The organism is Catenovulum adriaticum, from assembly GCF_026725475.1.
Taxonomy (GTDB): domain Bacteria; phylum Pseudomonadota; class Gammaproteobacteria; order Enterobacterales; family Alteromonadaceae; genus Catenovulum; species Catenovulum adriaticum.
Window position 1 is genome coordinate 907,729 of sequence record NZ_CP109965.1, and the last position, 14,191, is coordinate 921,919.

The window sequence follows — 14,191 nt, forward strand, 5'->3', positions numbered from 1 at the left end:
ACCTTAAGTCGCTTGGTAACCATAATATTCTGCTTGATGATAGCTTTCGCCGTAATAACTCATTTTTTTAGGTTCTGCGGCGGTTAAAACGCCACCAGCGATATTGGCGTTTAATTTATTGAGTCGCTTGACGCTTTCTTGAGCGTTTTTAATGCTGGTGCGTTCGGCTCTTACCGCTAAAATGACAGAGTCGCTTAGTTGCGCTAACACGCCAGCATCACTGACCGGTAAAATAGGTGGGCTATCAATAATAATATGCGTATAAACTTGTTTGAGATTTTGTAATAACTGTCTGAATGCAGTTGATGAAATAAGCTCTAATGGGTTGTTTGGAATACTTCCTGCGTGAATAATATCTAAATTTTCTTCGCCTTCAAGCTGGCAGATCGCTTGCTGATGACTCACTCCTTCGCTGAGAATTTCACGCATGCCCAACGGGTTGGTCAGCTTTAATGAATCTGAAATTGAAGGTTTACGTAAATCCAGCTCTAATAATAAAGTTTTATCTAATTGGCTAAACGCTAATGCTAAATTAACAGCCAGGGTTGATTTACCTTCAGATCCTGAACTTGAGGTAACTAAAGTAACCTTGGGTGGGTTTTCAATTTCACTAAATAAAATCCCGGTTCGTATCGTATTGATAGATTCGGCAAAAGTAGATCGGTTGTTGGTTAAGTACTGAACCTCGGGTTTGCCTTCTTTTTTAAAGTTTTTTACGAGCTGAGTAATACCTAATCCAGAAATTTTCAATTTGTTTTCAACATGTTCAGGCGTGTGGAAGCTGCGTTCTAAAGAGGCTCTTAATAACGCGACTAATACGCCTAAAACGAGTCCGACAAACAGGCCAGCTGCTAATATTGCTTTTACATTCGGTTTTATTGGACGTTTAGGCTGGGTGGCCTTATCAATTATTTTTATATTAGAAGCTTCATAGTCACCAGATACATCGGCTTCCATTAAACGGGTAACAAAAGAATCATACACACGGCGGTTTTCTTCCACTTCCCGCTCTAAGCGGCCGAGTTCATAATTGTTACCCTGTAATGATTGTAAGTTTTGTTTATTTTCACGGATAAGTTTTTCAATGTTGGTGACTTGTAATTGAGTTAATCTGTATTGTTTTTCAATATTACTCACTACTTTTTCAGCTTCACGCTGTAAATTTTGACTTGTACTATTTAAATCCGAACGGGCTGCAACCATTTTAGGGTGCTTCTCACCATAGCGTTTTGAAAGCTCTATGACTCGGTTAGATAAACGTGCTTCCTCTGAAACCAGCGCTTTTACACTCGAGTTTTGCATAACTGGGCTGAGCGATAAATATCCATTATGTTTATTTTTAGCTTGCATGGCTTGGGTATATAGCTCTTGTGCTGCAGCATGTTGAGTTTGCGCTTTAATTAATTCTGTATTTAAATTAGATAGTTGAGTATTGGCAATTTGCTGCTGTTGTTGTGTATCGACTAACCCTTGCGTTTTTTTATAAGCTTGAAGTTTGTCTTCAGAGGTTTTTAAGTTCTGTTTAAGTTCGGTTAATTGCTCACTAAGCCAGCTTGCGGTGTCTTTGATTTGGCTCAGACGAGTTTGTAGTCCAAACGAAATGTAGGCATCAGCCACTGTATTTACAATTTCAGTGGCAAGCTCTGGGTTATCTGATTGATAGCTAATATCAATCATTTGGCTTTTTCGTCCGCCTTTTACTTTTAAGCCGGATTGAATTTTTTGTGCTAACTGAATGGCTATTTGTTCATCTGTGCGTGGACTTGGTTTCGACTCTTGAATTGGCTGGCCTATAATATCCGCTTTTAATTGACCAAATAAAGTTGCCAATTTTGTTTTCAAGCCCTTAATTTGGCTGATAATGCCGTTACCTTGTGGTTGATTTTGTTTGGCGAGTTGGGCTTGTTTATAACGGTTAACCAAATCTAATTTTTTGACTACGGCTTCGGCGACGGTACGTGATTGAATAATTTCATATTGAGTTTCGTAAAATAAAAATACGGGTGGACTCATCATGTTTTGACCACCAGATAATGCACTGGGTGTTGTCGGATCGGCTTGAATTTTTACGCTGGCTTGGTAAATAGGCACTGATTTAGCGGCATATAAACTTGCTAGCGCTAAACAGAACAGACCACAAAATAAGATTAACCATTTATTACGTAGTAAAATCATCCAATAGCCCGCAATATCAAATAAGTTGGTATCTTGGTTTTGATTTGCCAGTTTGGTTTTTCTGTTTGTTTGAATATGCATTGAATTTTGGCTCATCGGGTCATCCTTAAAAGAAACTTTCATCAATGGTAATAAGATCACCGGGTTTGACTAAATCTGATAATTTAGCCTTTTTCTCATGATTATTGTTTTCTCTAATCAGTGTTATGTCGTTTCGCGCTGCTCTAGGCGTAAAACCGCCCGCTAATGAAATGGCTTTTTGCACTGTTAGTCCTTCACGGTAGTGATAACCGCCTGGCGATTTTACTTCGCCATTAATATAAAACTGGCGATACTCAATAACAGACACTGAAACTTGAGGATCTTTCAAGTAGCCATTTAAATACAGTGCTGCAATTTTTGATTCCACTTGTGAGGTGGTGAGCCCTAAAACGGAGACTTGACCAATTAAAGGTAAGGAGACAGCTCCGTTTATTGATATTTTAAGGCTTTTGGCACTTAGGTCGGGTTCGTTAAAAATGTTAATGCTAATTTTATCATCGGGTCCTAGTTGGTAGCCTGTTAACTCGTTAGCTTGAAGGTTAACGCTAAGCAAAAGCACTACAAATAAAATAATATTGGTAGACCATTTCATTGTTTAAATTCCATTGTGTGACGTTGATAGTGTGTGGCGCGTAAAATGATTGAGCGATTTATTATTATTAAATATGTCATTAATTTACGAGTGATTAACCGTCTTGATCGTCCTTCTTTAATAATTAGGCAATTATGATACCAAACTCAAACGAGTAATTTTTATTTGGCTTTAATCACTGTGAACTAGTTAAAACTTTGCATTTAACGTTAAGCCAATTTGATTTGCGGTATATTGATTTAATTCATTATCAGCTTTTCGGTTATTAAATGTGTAATTAATTTGAGTTTCTAAGTTATAGCTGAGCTCATAATTAAAAATTAGATTTGCTTGATAGCGATGATTCTCATTAGGCTCTGCTGCCTCTGTATTTGGTTCAATATTATCATTTGGGTTTAACTCATCTTTTAGCATACTTAGATCAATATTGAGCTGACTTCGTTGCGATAAGTTGTAATTTAGGTTTAACTTTAATGAATTTCGAATGTAACTAGGACGGTTTATCAGCGATGATTCTCTGGTTTCACGTTTCGCACTTAGCCCATATTGGCTGTATTCATTGGCGCGCCACAGAGTGGCTACTTCAAATGATAAATTATCTAAATCGCTTAAATTATCAGCTTGATAAGTTTGATTTTGATAACCTATTTTAATTGTACTTTTAGTCTGTTCGGTTAAACGCCATTCGTAACCTGCTAAAAAAATATATTTTTGGCTCGATTTATCAATATAGTCTTCTGTTGGATCGTATTGGTAATCTAGCCAACGAGCTTCTAGCAAAACGCGAGATTTTGGTGCAACCCTGTAATAAAAAGTCGCATTTACACTATTACGATTGTAATCACGAAAAAACTGTTGGTTGTTAGTGTAATTCAAATTTAAGTGTTCACCAGAGATAACTAATTGCCCAGTGCTGGCATAACGCCCATAACTAAATTTGGCGTTAGCGGCAAAGCCTTTCCTTAAATTAAATTCATCTCTAATATCGTTAGGGGCATCGTTACTGCCTGGTGTTTCGCGTTCGTTGTAATAGCGCAATTTAAATTCTGACTGGCTGCGATAGCTGTGATCTAAATCGGCAATAGCAATGATTTGGTGTTCGTTATAATTGAGATTTTCATACTGATTATATTGGTTGTAATCTGCAAAGTAGTTGAGCCTAAAGCGATGTTTACCGGCTAATCCAGTTAATTTTAAATTAGGTGATAAGCGATAATATGTGTCTGTTATTTCTTCATTATCAAGTCTGAAAATGTTGTCATCATAATGCGCACCAGCACTTAAATTACCTGCAAAGCCATTTTGGGGTTCAGCTGAAAGTTGGGACGAGCTGAATAAAACAAGATAAAAGACACTGGGATATAAAGTGGCTTTGCTGCTTGGCTTATTTATAAGTGAGTTATGTGTTATTTGATTCATTGTAATATCCTTTTATTTAATGCCAAATACTGAGCTACTAATGATGCTTTTGGTTTGTTTATTGGCGATGAGCACGTACAAGTACTTTATTTAATAAGCGTATTTAGTCGCGACTTATTCATCTACAAATCATCTGCAAAAAATATACTCAATTTGATTTGAATAATGATATTGGTAAAAAATGACAGCTTTATGCTAGCGTCTGTTTACGTTGCATGTGCAAATTTTGTGCTTACTAAATGCTCTTTTGTTGGCAACGCGAAATATAAGACATTGTTATTCTCGGTAATAGCTTTTGTATTACTCTATTTTCTGTATACCTAAGACCGTTTTTACCAGCTCAAATTATAAACAAAGCGAAATATGCTTTAGCTCATCAGTGACAACAGCGGGTATGATACAGGAGGTAATCTTTATATTTTTTTTTAGTTCGTGACAGGGGTCGAGGATTTTTAATTTGGATGGTTTGGGCTCAAAATTGATAGCCAGATGCTGAAGATTGAGCTGGCTATCAATTTAAGTGTAAATACAAAAATGTAGTAGTGACCGTTATATTAACTCGGCCCATAAATCATATTCGTCAGATGCGATAATTTTGGCTTTTACGACATCGCCTACTTTAATGCTGGTTTCATCATTTAAATAAACTAAACCATCAATTTCAGGCGCGTCAGCAAAACAACGGCCAATCGCGCCTTCTTCATCCACTTCGTCAATTAAAATGTCGTAAGTGTGACCAACACGCTTAGCAAGACGAGATGTGCTGATTTCTTGTTGTAGCGCCATAAAGCGGTGAAATCTTTCTTCTTTAACTTCTTCTGATACAGGGTCAGGTAAGTCGTTGGCAACTGCACCTTCTACCGGAGAATATTTAAAACAGCCAACCCTATCTAGCTGAGCTTGTTTTAAAAATTCGAGTAACTCTTCAAATTCTGCGTCTGTCTCGCCTGGAAAACCAACAATAAAGGTTGAACGAATCACTAATTCCGGACAAATCTCACGCCATTTTTGAACCCGCTCTAAGGTTTTATCAACATTACCCGGGCGCTTCATGAGTTTTAATATACGTTTGCTGGCATGTTGAAATGGAATATCTAAATAAGGCAAGATTTTGCCTGCAGCCATTAATGGGATCACATTATCAACATGTGGATAAGGATATACATAATGCAGGCGTACCCAAATACCTAGTTTTCCTAGCTGTTCACATAAAGTTAAAAAGTTAGTTTTAAGCGGCATGCCATCCCAAAAAGTGGTTTTACCTTTGGTATCAATGCCATATGCTGAGGTATCTTGAGAAATAACCAATAGTTCTTTTACCCCAGCATCGGCCAAACGTTTGGCTTCATTTAATACTTCGCCAATTGGACGAGAGTCTAGATCACCACGCATTGATGGGATAATGCAAAAAGTACATCGGTGATTACACCCTTCAGATATTTTTAAATAGGCATAATGTTTTGGCGTGAGTTTAACGCCGTGATCAGGGACTAAATTTAAAAAAGGATTATGTTTAGGTTTAGCAACATGCTGATGAACTTGTTCAAGTACGTTTTCGTATGCATGCGGGCCGGTAATACCAAGCACGTTAGGGTAAACTTCTTTAATTTCATCTTCTTTGGCGCCTAAACAGCCTGTGACTAATACTTTGCCATTTTCTGCCAGTGCTTCACCAATTGTGTCTAATGATTCTTGCACTGCGGAATCAATAAAACCACAGGTATTAACGATAACCATATCAGCGTCATCATATGATGGCACCACATCATAACCCTCTGTTCTTAATTGGGTTAAAATGCGCTCTGAATCTACAAGGTTTTTGGGGCAACCAAGAGAAACAAAACCAATTTTAGAGCCTTCACCCGAGTGGTTTTGGCTTTGTTGATGCAAAGCTTTTTGTGGGCTTGATAAGGTAGTTGTTTGGTTTTCGGTTGGTTCAGGTTGATAGGTTTCTACTGTCATGATGTTTCGCGCTGTATATGGACTAAATCTGGCGCGATTATACCTTATTTAATCGCGCTGCACATCATTACCAGATAAAAGTGACCAGACAATCCTTTTATACTTTTGGATTTTAGCCCTTAATTTAATTTTAGCGTGTTGGCTTGTTGTTGAAAGTCGCGAATGATATCAGTTGAGCTCATTGCTTGAATGTCGCTGCAATCTGTTTGAGGAGCGGCTGTCAGAACAAGTCCTCGAGGAGGCTGCGTTTGTGTTTTAACAAAAACCGATTGTATTAAGGTTTTAATATCTTCCAGTGACGTTTGTTGAATGGCTTCGCAAATTAAATTTTGTCTTCTGAATTGATGGTCTTTTAACCCTATAGACATCCAATCACTTTGTGCACTGGCATGTAAATTACTTTGTCTGTCAGTTAAATTATAGATAAGGGCTTGTTTAATTGATTGCCAGTCTTGGTCTTCTAACTGAGATAAATATTCAGGCAAGTCATTCAGCATTTGCCGTATTTCAGCAGCAATAGCGGTACTGGAAAATTGACTAGATTGAACATAAATAACTAAACCAGGACAACGATTAATTGGAAAGTAAGCACAGCCAACTAAATAACCTAGTTGTTTTTCGCTGCGCAATACTTGAAAACTAATAGGCGAAAGTAACTCAGTCAGCAACATGTAAGTGGCAATGCTTTTTTCATCAATATCATCAGCTTGATAATAATGCACGACACAACTGCCCTGATGTGGGGTATGCATATGGTAGCGCGTGGCCTGGTTGGGTATTTGGTAGACCCGCCGGTTTACTTCGCTGCATGGTTGGGCGCGGGCCAATAAACTATCTTTTATCGTTTGCGCAAGTGGTAAAGCTTGTGTCATATCCCAGTAGCCAACAAGGTAAGCTTCTAAATTAACTCTCTCAAACAAGTGTACGCTGAACTCGGCAAATTGCGCAAAATCAAGGTCTTGAATACTTTCAGCCAAATCTGGATGCGAAAACTGATTGTTTTGCATCATGTAAGTTAGCTGGTTAAATATTTTATTAGCAGGTTTGATGTGGCCACTATTAAACCAGCTAGATAAGGTGACTTGTTTAATATGTTCAAATTGTTTTTGGGTAAATCGGCGTAATCTAAATTGGCTCAATAAATTCTTGGTAAAGACCGCTTGTTTTTCAGCGTAACCTGAAATATGAATGCGCATGCCAGCTTGATGTGGCGATATTTGATAGTGAATTCCAGCTGCTTGGGCAGGGTAATTTTCTTGAGCGACATCATCCATAAATAGCTCAATAAATAAGCGTGTCATTGCTATCTTTTTGCAGTTACCTTGGCTATTTGGCAGATCAAGCGAAATATAAATATGTCCATGCGGAGCTTGAAACCGCGTTTCTTGTTTAAACCAGATATCCACGCCTTTTTCGGTTAAAATTTTATGTGGTTTGGGATCGCTATAACCACTATTTTTTAAAGGGAGCGTACTTGGCAAATAAGGATTGGGTTTAGGTAATTTAAATAAATTTGTCGCCTGCGCATTTTTCCATTGTTCCATAGATGATTGGCTAAGCGGCTCTACGGTATAGGGCACTTGATACCAGGTTGAAATGCGTGGGGTTGTTTGGATATTTGTTAAAGTATTTGACGATAGCAAGGTTAAACGTAAATTGTCTGGTGTTAATGCACTATAAGCTTGGTTTAGCCATTCAGGGTCTACGCCAGACATTAAATAGTCTGCAACCATAATGTTATCTAAACTGTAATGATGCATTTTTAACGCGAGTTGGCTGGCTAAATCTATTGGCTTTTCGGCATCTTGATAAGCGAAAGCTAACTCACTCAGCTGCTTTTTTTCTTGGTATATGTAATCGCAATAAGGCTGCTCTTTTAAAAAATTAATATAGGCAAATAAAGTTTCGCAAACGGTCTCAGCATGATTAAACCCGTATTGGGTGAGTTGAATACTCAGGTTAAAGTCTTGAGTGGTACCTGTATCTAAACCACCGCCAGCGGTTAAGGAAGTCGCAAGTTCCAGTTTTTTTAATCCAGATAATAAACTGCCTTCGCCCTCATGACCAAACAAGCAACTTAAATAGGTTAAGCTTTTCGCTAAATAATTTTGTTGCTCACTAGGTAATGGAAAACTAAAAATAATTCGGTTGCTTGCTTTAAGTGTGGTGACTTGAAACTTAACGCCTAATTGTTCAGGTAAATAAAGTGCTTGTGGTAATGTTTTACGCGCAGATTTATTGGCTTTTATTTGACTAAAATGAGTTTGAGCAAGTGTTAATAATTCATCGCAAGATTGAGGCCCCACAATGACTAAGCACATATTACTAGCATGGTAATTTTGCTCAAATAAATCAAATAAAGCTGACTGCAACGTTTTAGCATCGGCATTTAGGGTTTGTTTGTTGCCCGTATTAAAGCGAGAAAATGGATGTTTAGGGTTGCTGGTTTCTTTGTGAACTTCGTGAAGTCGGCGGATATCATCTTTTAGTTTTAAATGAAACTCGTGGTCAATTGATTGAACTTCTTTTGCTATCCAATATTCAGAAAATAACGGACAGCTAAAAAGTTGACTAAATTGCGCTAAACTATCGGCTAAAAATTGAGCCGGTATGTCGTAAAAAAAGTTAGTATATTCTAAACTCGTCCAAGCATTGCAACGACCACCTCGTTTTTCTACAAAGTTTTTAAAGCCTTTTTCGGGATCTGGGGTTGTTTGTGTACCCAAAAACAGCATATGCTCTAAGAAATGAGCAAGCCCTAAATGTTCGTCAGGGTCTTGGTAATTACCCGCGTTAACCGCCATCGCCACCCCAGCTTTTTGCTGTTGGCTTTGAACTGTTAATATTTGTAATCCGTTCTCTAATTTACCACTTTTATAATTAGCCAGGTTTTTGTTAACTGTTTTTATCACGAGGGTACCTTAATTTGTATTCAGAGCTCTGGATACGGCTAATTGAGCAAGGGTTTAGCATTAAATATTTTCTCTAAATTTAAGCAATTAAACTATATTTTTTGTAATAAGTGTTTTATTTTAAACTAGAGCTTAATCATTTTAGTTATATGTAGCTAATATTACGCCACTAATTATATTTCGCAACCGGTGACATTCGGTTTTGTTGAGTTAATTGGTTTATTTTGTTTAGTTGCGTTGGGAACCTTTTAGTTATGCAATTATTTATTATTCGCCATGGTGAGGCTGAACTGGACACTAAACCAGACAGTGCAAGGCAACTGAATTTACAGGGTCAGCAAGAGTGTGAAAGCGCAGGTCACTGGATTGGAAAGCAATGTTGTGATTTTGACATAGTCTTAATTAGCCCATTTGTTCGGGCCCAGCAAACGTGGAAAATGCTTGAACAGCAGGGTATTACCACTAAACAGCTTGAAATATTGCAAGATTTGACGCCTGAAAGCGATCCTGAAACGGCCGCTTGTGCCATTAAAGCTTACAGTCAGGGGCTGAAAAAAGTGTTAGTGGTATCACATTTACCTTTAGTTTGCTTTTTGGTTGATGAGCTGGTTGCTGAAACTTGTCCTTTATTTGCGACAGGCTCGACTGCAGTTGTTGAAATTGAAGAAAACGACATTAAAGGTCATTTATTAACCTTAGTATCGCCAAATCAAGCAGAGGCTGAGGTTAACTCAAAAGCTTGTGCCGCTGGACGTTGAAGTTAAACGCTAAATAAAGTCTTGACCTACGTCCAGTAAAACAAGCAGAGCTCCCTTACCACCCCATTCAAGCGGTGCTTGGTGAAGTGCTATCACTGTTGGGTGTTGTACTAACCAATCTGGTGTTTTTTGTTTTAAAATACCGCTACCTAATCCATGTACAATGCAAACACACGCTACATGTTGCTGTTTTGCTTCGTTAATTAATGCTGCAATTTCAAGCTTTGCATGCGCCTGTGTTAAGCCATGTAAATCTAGTATTAATTCAGGATAAAATAAGCCTTTTCTTAGTTGTTTTGCTAAATCACTCGGATAATTATGCTGCACATATTGCATAGGTTTATCGGGGTTAAAGTAGGGCACAAAACTGTCCGAAAAATAAAAGTTGGCGGTTTGCACTGCTTTTTTTTCTATCTGCTTTTTAGGCTGTTTCTTTTTTTTCAGCAGCACAGGCTCAACCTTGTCTTGCTTAAGACGTTTCACCCCAGCCATTTGTTGGATAAAAAATTCAATTTCTTGGTTGTCTGGTTGTGATTTATCAGTCATTTTGTTTAATTCTGGTGTACAATGTGGGGCTATTATCTAAATTCAGAACAAACTAATCAATGATTGATGACAAACATTATGAAGCCGCTGAGGCAGAGTTAGAAACTGTATTCGATTTTGTGCGCTGGATCGTTTCTTGTTTTAATCAGGCGGATGTCTATTTTGGGCATGGGACAGACAATGCGTGGGCAGAAGCTTATAGTTTGGTTTTTCAAGCCATTCATTTGCCATTTGAGCAGTCCGCCACCTTAGATAGTGCCAAGCTGACCAGTAACGAAAAACAGAAAATTATAAGTTGGGCGAAACAGCGTATCAACCTGCAAAAACCGTTAGCATATATCAGCCATTATGCGACTTTTTGTGATTTGCCTTTTTATGTCGATGATAGAGTGTTAGTGCCTCGTTCGCCTATTTCTGAGCTCATTCAGCAGCACTTTAGCCAATTAATTGAGCCAAGTTCAGTTTCTCGTATTTTAGATTTGTGCACAGGCAGTGGGTGTATTGCGATAGCTTGCGCGCATCAATTCCCTGATGCTGAGGTAGATGCTGCGGATATTTCGTTAGATGCACTAGAAGTTTGTGAAATTAACATTGAGCAACATGGCTTATGGCAACAGGTCATTCCGATTCAATCTGATGTTTTTTCAGGACTTGAACAACAAAAATACGACATTATTGTTAGTAATCCACCCTATGTAGATCAAGAAGATATGGATGATTTACCGGACGAATTTAGGCATGAGCCTGAATTAGGCTTAGCCGCAGGTTTTGATGGTTTAGATATAGTGAGAACTATTTTGGCACAAGCCAGTCAACACTTGACAGACCAGGGTGTATTAATTGTTGAAGTAGGCAATAGTCAAATCCATTTAGAGGAAGCTTTTCCACAAGTGCCTTTCCAATGGTTAGAGTTTGAGTTTGGTGGACACGGTGTATTCGCAATTGATAAAGCGACACTGGTTGAGTATCAAGCTATATTTACAGCGTAATAGATTAAAATAAGAGGCAAATAAATGTCTGGTAATTCAATTGGTAAATTATTTTCAATTTCAACATTCGGTGAAAGCCACGGTCCAGCATTGGGTTGTATTGTTGACGGCTGCCCTCCGGGAATCGAAATCACAACAGCAGATTTACAAGCTGATTTAGACAGGCGTAAACCGGGTACATCTAAATATACAACACAAAGACGTGAAGCTGATGAAGTACGTATTTTAAGTGGTGTGTTTGAAGGGCAAACAACAGGCACTAGCATAGGCATGATTATTGAGAATACAGATCAGCGCAGCCAAGATTATTCAAAAATTAAAGATATGTTTCGTCCTGGGCATGCGGATTACACTTATCATCAAAAATACGGCATTCGAGATTACCGTGGTGGCGGTCGTTCTTCTGCTCGCGAAACAGCAATGCGGGTTGCAGCGGGTGCCATTGCCAAAAAATATTTAAAGCAACAGCATAACATTGAAATTAAAGGCTATTTGTCTCAGTTAGGGCCAATTAAACCTGAACAAATAAAATGGGATTTCGTTGAAAAAAACCCATTCTTTTTTCCGGATGAAAGCAAGATTGAAGCGCTAGATCAATACATGCGGGATTTGAAAAAATCGGGTGATTCTGTTGGTGCTAAAGTGACCGTGGTTGCAGAAAATGTTCCGGTTGGTTTAGGAGAACCTGTTTTTGACCGTTTAGATGCTGAAATTGCGCATTCTTTAATGAGTATTAATGCGGTTAAGGGGGTTGAAATTGGCGCTGGGTTTGAATCTGTTGAGCAAAAAGGTTCAGAACACCGAGATATGCTAACCCCCACTGGATTTGGTTCAAATAATGCTGGTGGTATTTTAGGTGGTATTTCAACCGGCCAGGATATTGTTGCCAGCATCGCGTTAAAGCCAACCTCTAGCATCTCTATTCCGGGTGAAACGATTGATGTAAATGGTAATACCATGGAAGTTGTTACTAAAGGTCGTCACGACCCTTGTGTTGGCATTCGTGCTGTACCAATTGCAGAAGCTATGTTAGCAATTACTTTAATGGATCACTTATTACGTCACAGCGCACAAAATTCGGGTGTTAGCACTCAAACGCCTGATATTGCTAAAAAATAAATACGATTTTAATGTCGTCATTTATTTCGTCAGATAAAGCGAGACTGTCTCAAGTTTATTTTGCCTATTTTACAATATTGGGCATTGTCTCGCATTATCTGGGCTTGTATTTACACAGTCTATCGTTATCCCCAAGTTTGATCGGCATTGTATTAGCGGTGATGACAATCGGGCGTGTTGCCGGCCCTTATATCTGGGCCAACCTTCCTTATTTTAAACACCGACCGGAGAAAAACATTCAATTTGGTTGTTTGTTTGCGTTGCTTTCTTTTAGTCTGATTTTTATCTTCGGCCATAGCCACTTTATTATATTGCTTAGTTTAGGGTCGTTTGCTTTTTTTTGGTCAGCGGTCATGCCTCAACTTGAAGCCATCTCTCAATTTACGCTAAAGGGTGATTCTGGTGCTTACAGTTTTGTACGCATGTGGGGCAGCGTGAGCTTTATTTGTTTAGTTATTGTAGCTGGCTGGTTGTTTGAAGTGTTTGGTATCGTCGCTAGTATTGAAGGTTTTACCTTGTTGTTATTAGGGATATTATTATTGTCGACATTTAGATTACCAAAAGTTGAGCCAATCACCGACGCTGATCAAGGGCATGTTTCTATTCGTGATAAGCTAAAGCAAAAGCCGATTCAAGCTTTTATTGTTTGTTCATTTTTATTGCAAATGAGTTTTGCTGCTTATTATGGTTTTTTCTCTATTTATTTGCAGTCACTTGGTTACACGGGTTATCAAATTGGGGTAATGATAGCTTTGGGGGTGTTAGCTGAAATAGGGATCTTTTTAATCTCAGGCAAAATTGTTAATTGCTTTTCGTTAAAATCTTTATTTGTTTTTTGTTTAGCCATTACTGCATTTCGTTGGTTTACCTTAGGGTTATGGGGTGAGAATTTATTCTTTCTGATTTTGATTCAACTCATTCATGCTTTTAGTTATGGACTGTATCATGTTGCCTCTCAAAAATTTATTCACAATGAGTTTCCAAATCAATCACAAGCAAAAGGGCAAGCTTTGTATTTGTCTTTTTCGTTTGGGGTAGGTGGTGCGGTTGGAAATTTTTTATCTGGTTATAGCTGGCAGTTTGTGCAGCAGCAAACTTATTTATTTTCGGCTAGTTGTGTTTTTATTGCTGCTTTAATTGCGTGGCGGTTTTTAGATACAGACAAGCCAAATGAAAGTACCAATGACGTTTCACACTGATTTAATATTTTTAGCTTGATGTAAGTTGGCATGCTCTAATAATAAGCGACGCATTGCATCTTTATTCTGTGTTAGCTGCTCGCTTCGCCAGCTATATAAATATTGATAATTTTTATAATGGTTTGGGTTAGCCAGTTGTTCAAAACCCATTGCCCAATGTGAATACTGACGCTCGGGCAGGCACCATTCGCCAATTTTTTGTAGTTGGTGGTGGCGATTGTCTGCTGAAATTTTTTGGTATAAAGCCTGTACTTGTGAATAAGTCCCTTCAATGATTTGAAAAAAAGTATGATTACCATAGAGTAAAAAACCAGTCATTTTGTGGGCAAAATTATAATTTTTGGCATGATGCGCAAGCTGGGTAAGTTCTGACTGGCTCATGGGAATGGAGGCTTTACTCCAATAAGCTATTTGGTAAATCAAAATAGACTCCGTATATCATTATCTGTTAAGCCTATATACGGAGCTAAATTAAATT

11 protein-coding genes are annotated in these 14,191 nt (G+C 38.2%); 4 read left to right on the forward strand and 7 right to left on the reverse strand.

Annotation, left to right across the window (positions count from 1 at the left end; translation table 11 throughout):
• Positions 1-3 precede the first annotated feature (3 nt).
• The 5 genes from OLW01_RS04050 to OLW01_RS04070 all read right to left on the reverse strand — a co-directional run bounded on the left by OLW01_RS04050 (position 4) and on the right by OLW01_RS04070 (position 9,102).
• Positions 4-2,271: a GumC family protein gene (locus tag OLW01_RS04050; protein ID WP_268075417.1), complete on the reverse strand. Its 2,268-nt coding sequence runs from the start codon at positions 2,269-2,271 to the stop codon at positions 4-6.
• A 10-nt stretch (positions 2,272-2,281) separates the two neighbouring features.
• Positions 2,282-2,809, reverse strand: a complete 528-nt coding sequence (locus OLW01_RS04055) for a polysaccharide biosynthesis/export family protein (protein WP_268075420.1) — start codon at positions 2,807-2,809, stop codon at positions 2,282-2,284.
• 189 nt (positions 2,810-2,998) lie between these two features.
• A complete protein-coding gene (locus tag OLW01_RS04060; RefSeq protein WP_268075426.1) occupies positions 2,999-4,228 on the reverse strand; it encodes an outer membrane beta-barrel protein in 1,230 nt (409 codons plus the stop codon).
• 549 nt (positions 4,229-4,777) lie between these two features.
• Positions 4,778-6,190: a 30S ribosomal protein S12 methylthiotransferase RimO gene (gene rimO / locus OLW01_RS04065; protein WP_268075434.1), complete on the reverse strand. Its 1,413-nt coding sequence runs from the start codon at positions 6,188-6,190 to the stop codon at positions 4,778-4,780.
• A gap of 119 nt (positions 6,191-6,309) precedes the next feature.
• On the reverse strand, positions 6,310-9,102 hold the full coding sequence (locus OLW01_RS04070) for an insulinase family protein (protein WP_268075438.1): 2,793 nt from the start codon (positions 9,100-9,102) through the stop codon (positions 6,310-6,312).
• A gap of 254 nt (positions 9,103-9,356) precedes the next feature.
• Here OLW01_RS04070 and sixA point away from each other — a divergent pair, with 254 nt between their 5' ends.
• Positions 9,357-9,860, forward strand: a complete 504-nt coding sequence (gene sixA / locus OLW01_RS04075) for a phosphohistidine phosphatase SixA (protein WP_268075442.1) — start codon at positions 9,357-9,359, stop codon at positions 9,858-9,860.
• Positions 9,861-9,869: 9 nt separating this feature from the next.
• Here the strand turns inward: sixA and smrB are convergent, their stop codons facing one another.
• Positions 9,870-10,406, reverse strand: a complete 537-nt coding sequence (gene smrB, locus OLW01_RS04080) for an endonuclease SmrB (RefSeq protein WP_268075445.1) — start codon at positions 10,404-10,406, stop codon at positions 9,870-9,872.
• Between the two features lie 59 nt (positions 10,407-10,465).
• On the opposite strand from smrB, the gene prmB reads away from it, so the two are divergent.
• The 3 genes from prmB to OLW01_RS04095 are packed head-to-tail and all read left to right on the forward strand — an operon-like array spanning position 10,466 to position 13,713.
• Positions 10,466-11,395, forward strand: coding sequence for a 50S ribosomal protein L3 N(5)-glutamine methyltransferase (prmB, locus tag OLW01_RS04085; RefSeq protein WP_268075447.1), 930 nt, complete (start codon positions 10,466-10,468; stop codon positions 11,393-11,395).
• A 24-nt stretch (positions 11,396-11,419) separates the two neighbouring features.
• A complete protein-coding gene (gene aroC, locus OLW01_RS04090) occupies positions 11,420-12,514 on the forward strand; it encodes a chorismate synthase (RefSeq protein WP_268075450.1) in 1,095 nt (364 codons plus the stop codon).
• A gap of 11 nt (positions 12,515-12,525) precedes the next feature.
• Positions 12,526-13,713: an MFS transporter gene (locus OLW01_RS04095; protein ID WP_268075454.1), complete on the forward strand. Its 1,188-nt coding sequence runs from the start codon at positions 12,526-12,528 to the stop codon at positions 13,711-13,713.
• Here OLW01_RS04095 and OLW01_RS04100 read toward each other — a convergent pair.
• Positions 13,705-14,136: a BLUF domain-containing protein gene (locus tag OLW01_RS04100; protein ID WP_268075456.1), complete on the reverse strand. Its 432-nt coding sequence runs from the start codon at positions 14,134-14,136 to the stop codon at positions 13,705-13,707. The two genes, OLW01_RS04095 and OLW01_RS04100, sit on opposite strands and share 9 nt — an antisense overlap.
• Between the last annotated feature and the right edge of the window lie 55 nt (positions 14,137-14,191).

Excerpts from the sequence above, each read along its gene's own strand:
- OLW01_RS04050 (WP_268075417.1), bottom strand. The coding sequence starts at position 2,271 with ATGAGCCAAAATTCAATGCATATTCAAACAAACAGAAAAACCAAACTG.
- OLW01_RS04055 (WP_268075420.1), bottom strand. The coding sequence starts at position 2,809 with ATGAAATGGTCTACCAATATTATTTTATTTGTAGTGCTTTTGCTTAGC.
- OLW01_RS04060 (WP_268075426.1), bottom strand. The coding sequence starts at position 4,228 with ATGAATCAAATAACACATAACTCACTTATAAATAAGCCAAGCAGCAAA.
- rimO (WP_268075434.1), bottom strand. The coding sequence starts at position 6,190 with ATGACAGTAGAAACCTATCAACCTGAACCAACCGAAAACCAAACAACT.
- sixA (WP_268075442.1), top strand. The coding sequence starts at position 9,357 with ATGCAATTATTTATTATTCGCCATGGTGAGGCTGAACTGGACACTAAA.
- smrB (WP_268075445.1), bottom strand. The coding sequence starts at position 10,406 with ATGACTGATAAATCACAACCAGACAACCAAGAAATTGAATTTTTTATC.
- prmB (WP_268075447.1), top strand. The coding sequence starts at position 10,466 with ATGATTGATGACAAACATTATGAAGCCGCTGAGGCAGAGTTAGAAACT.
- aroC (WP_268075450.1), top strand. The coding sequence starts at position 11,420 with ATGTCTGGTAATTCAATTGGTAAATTATTTTCAATTTCAACATTCGGT.
- OLW01_RS04095 (WP_268075454.1), top strand. The coding sequence starts at position 12,526 with ATGTCGTCATTTATTTCGTCAGATAAAGCGAGACTGTCTCAAGTTTAT.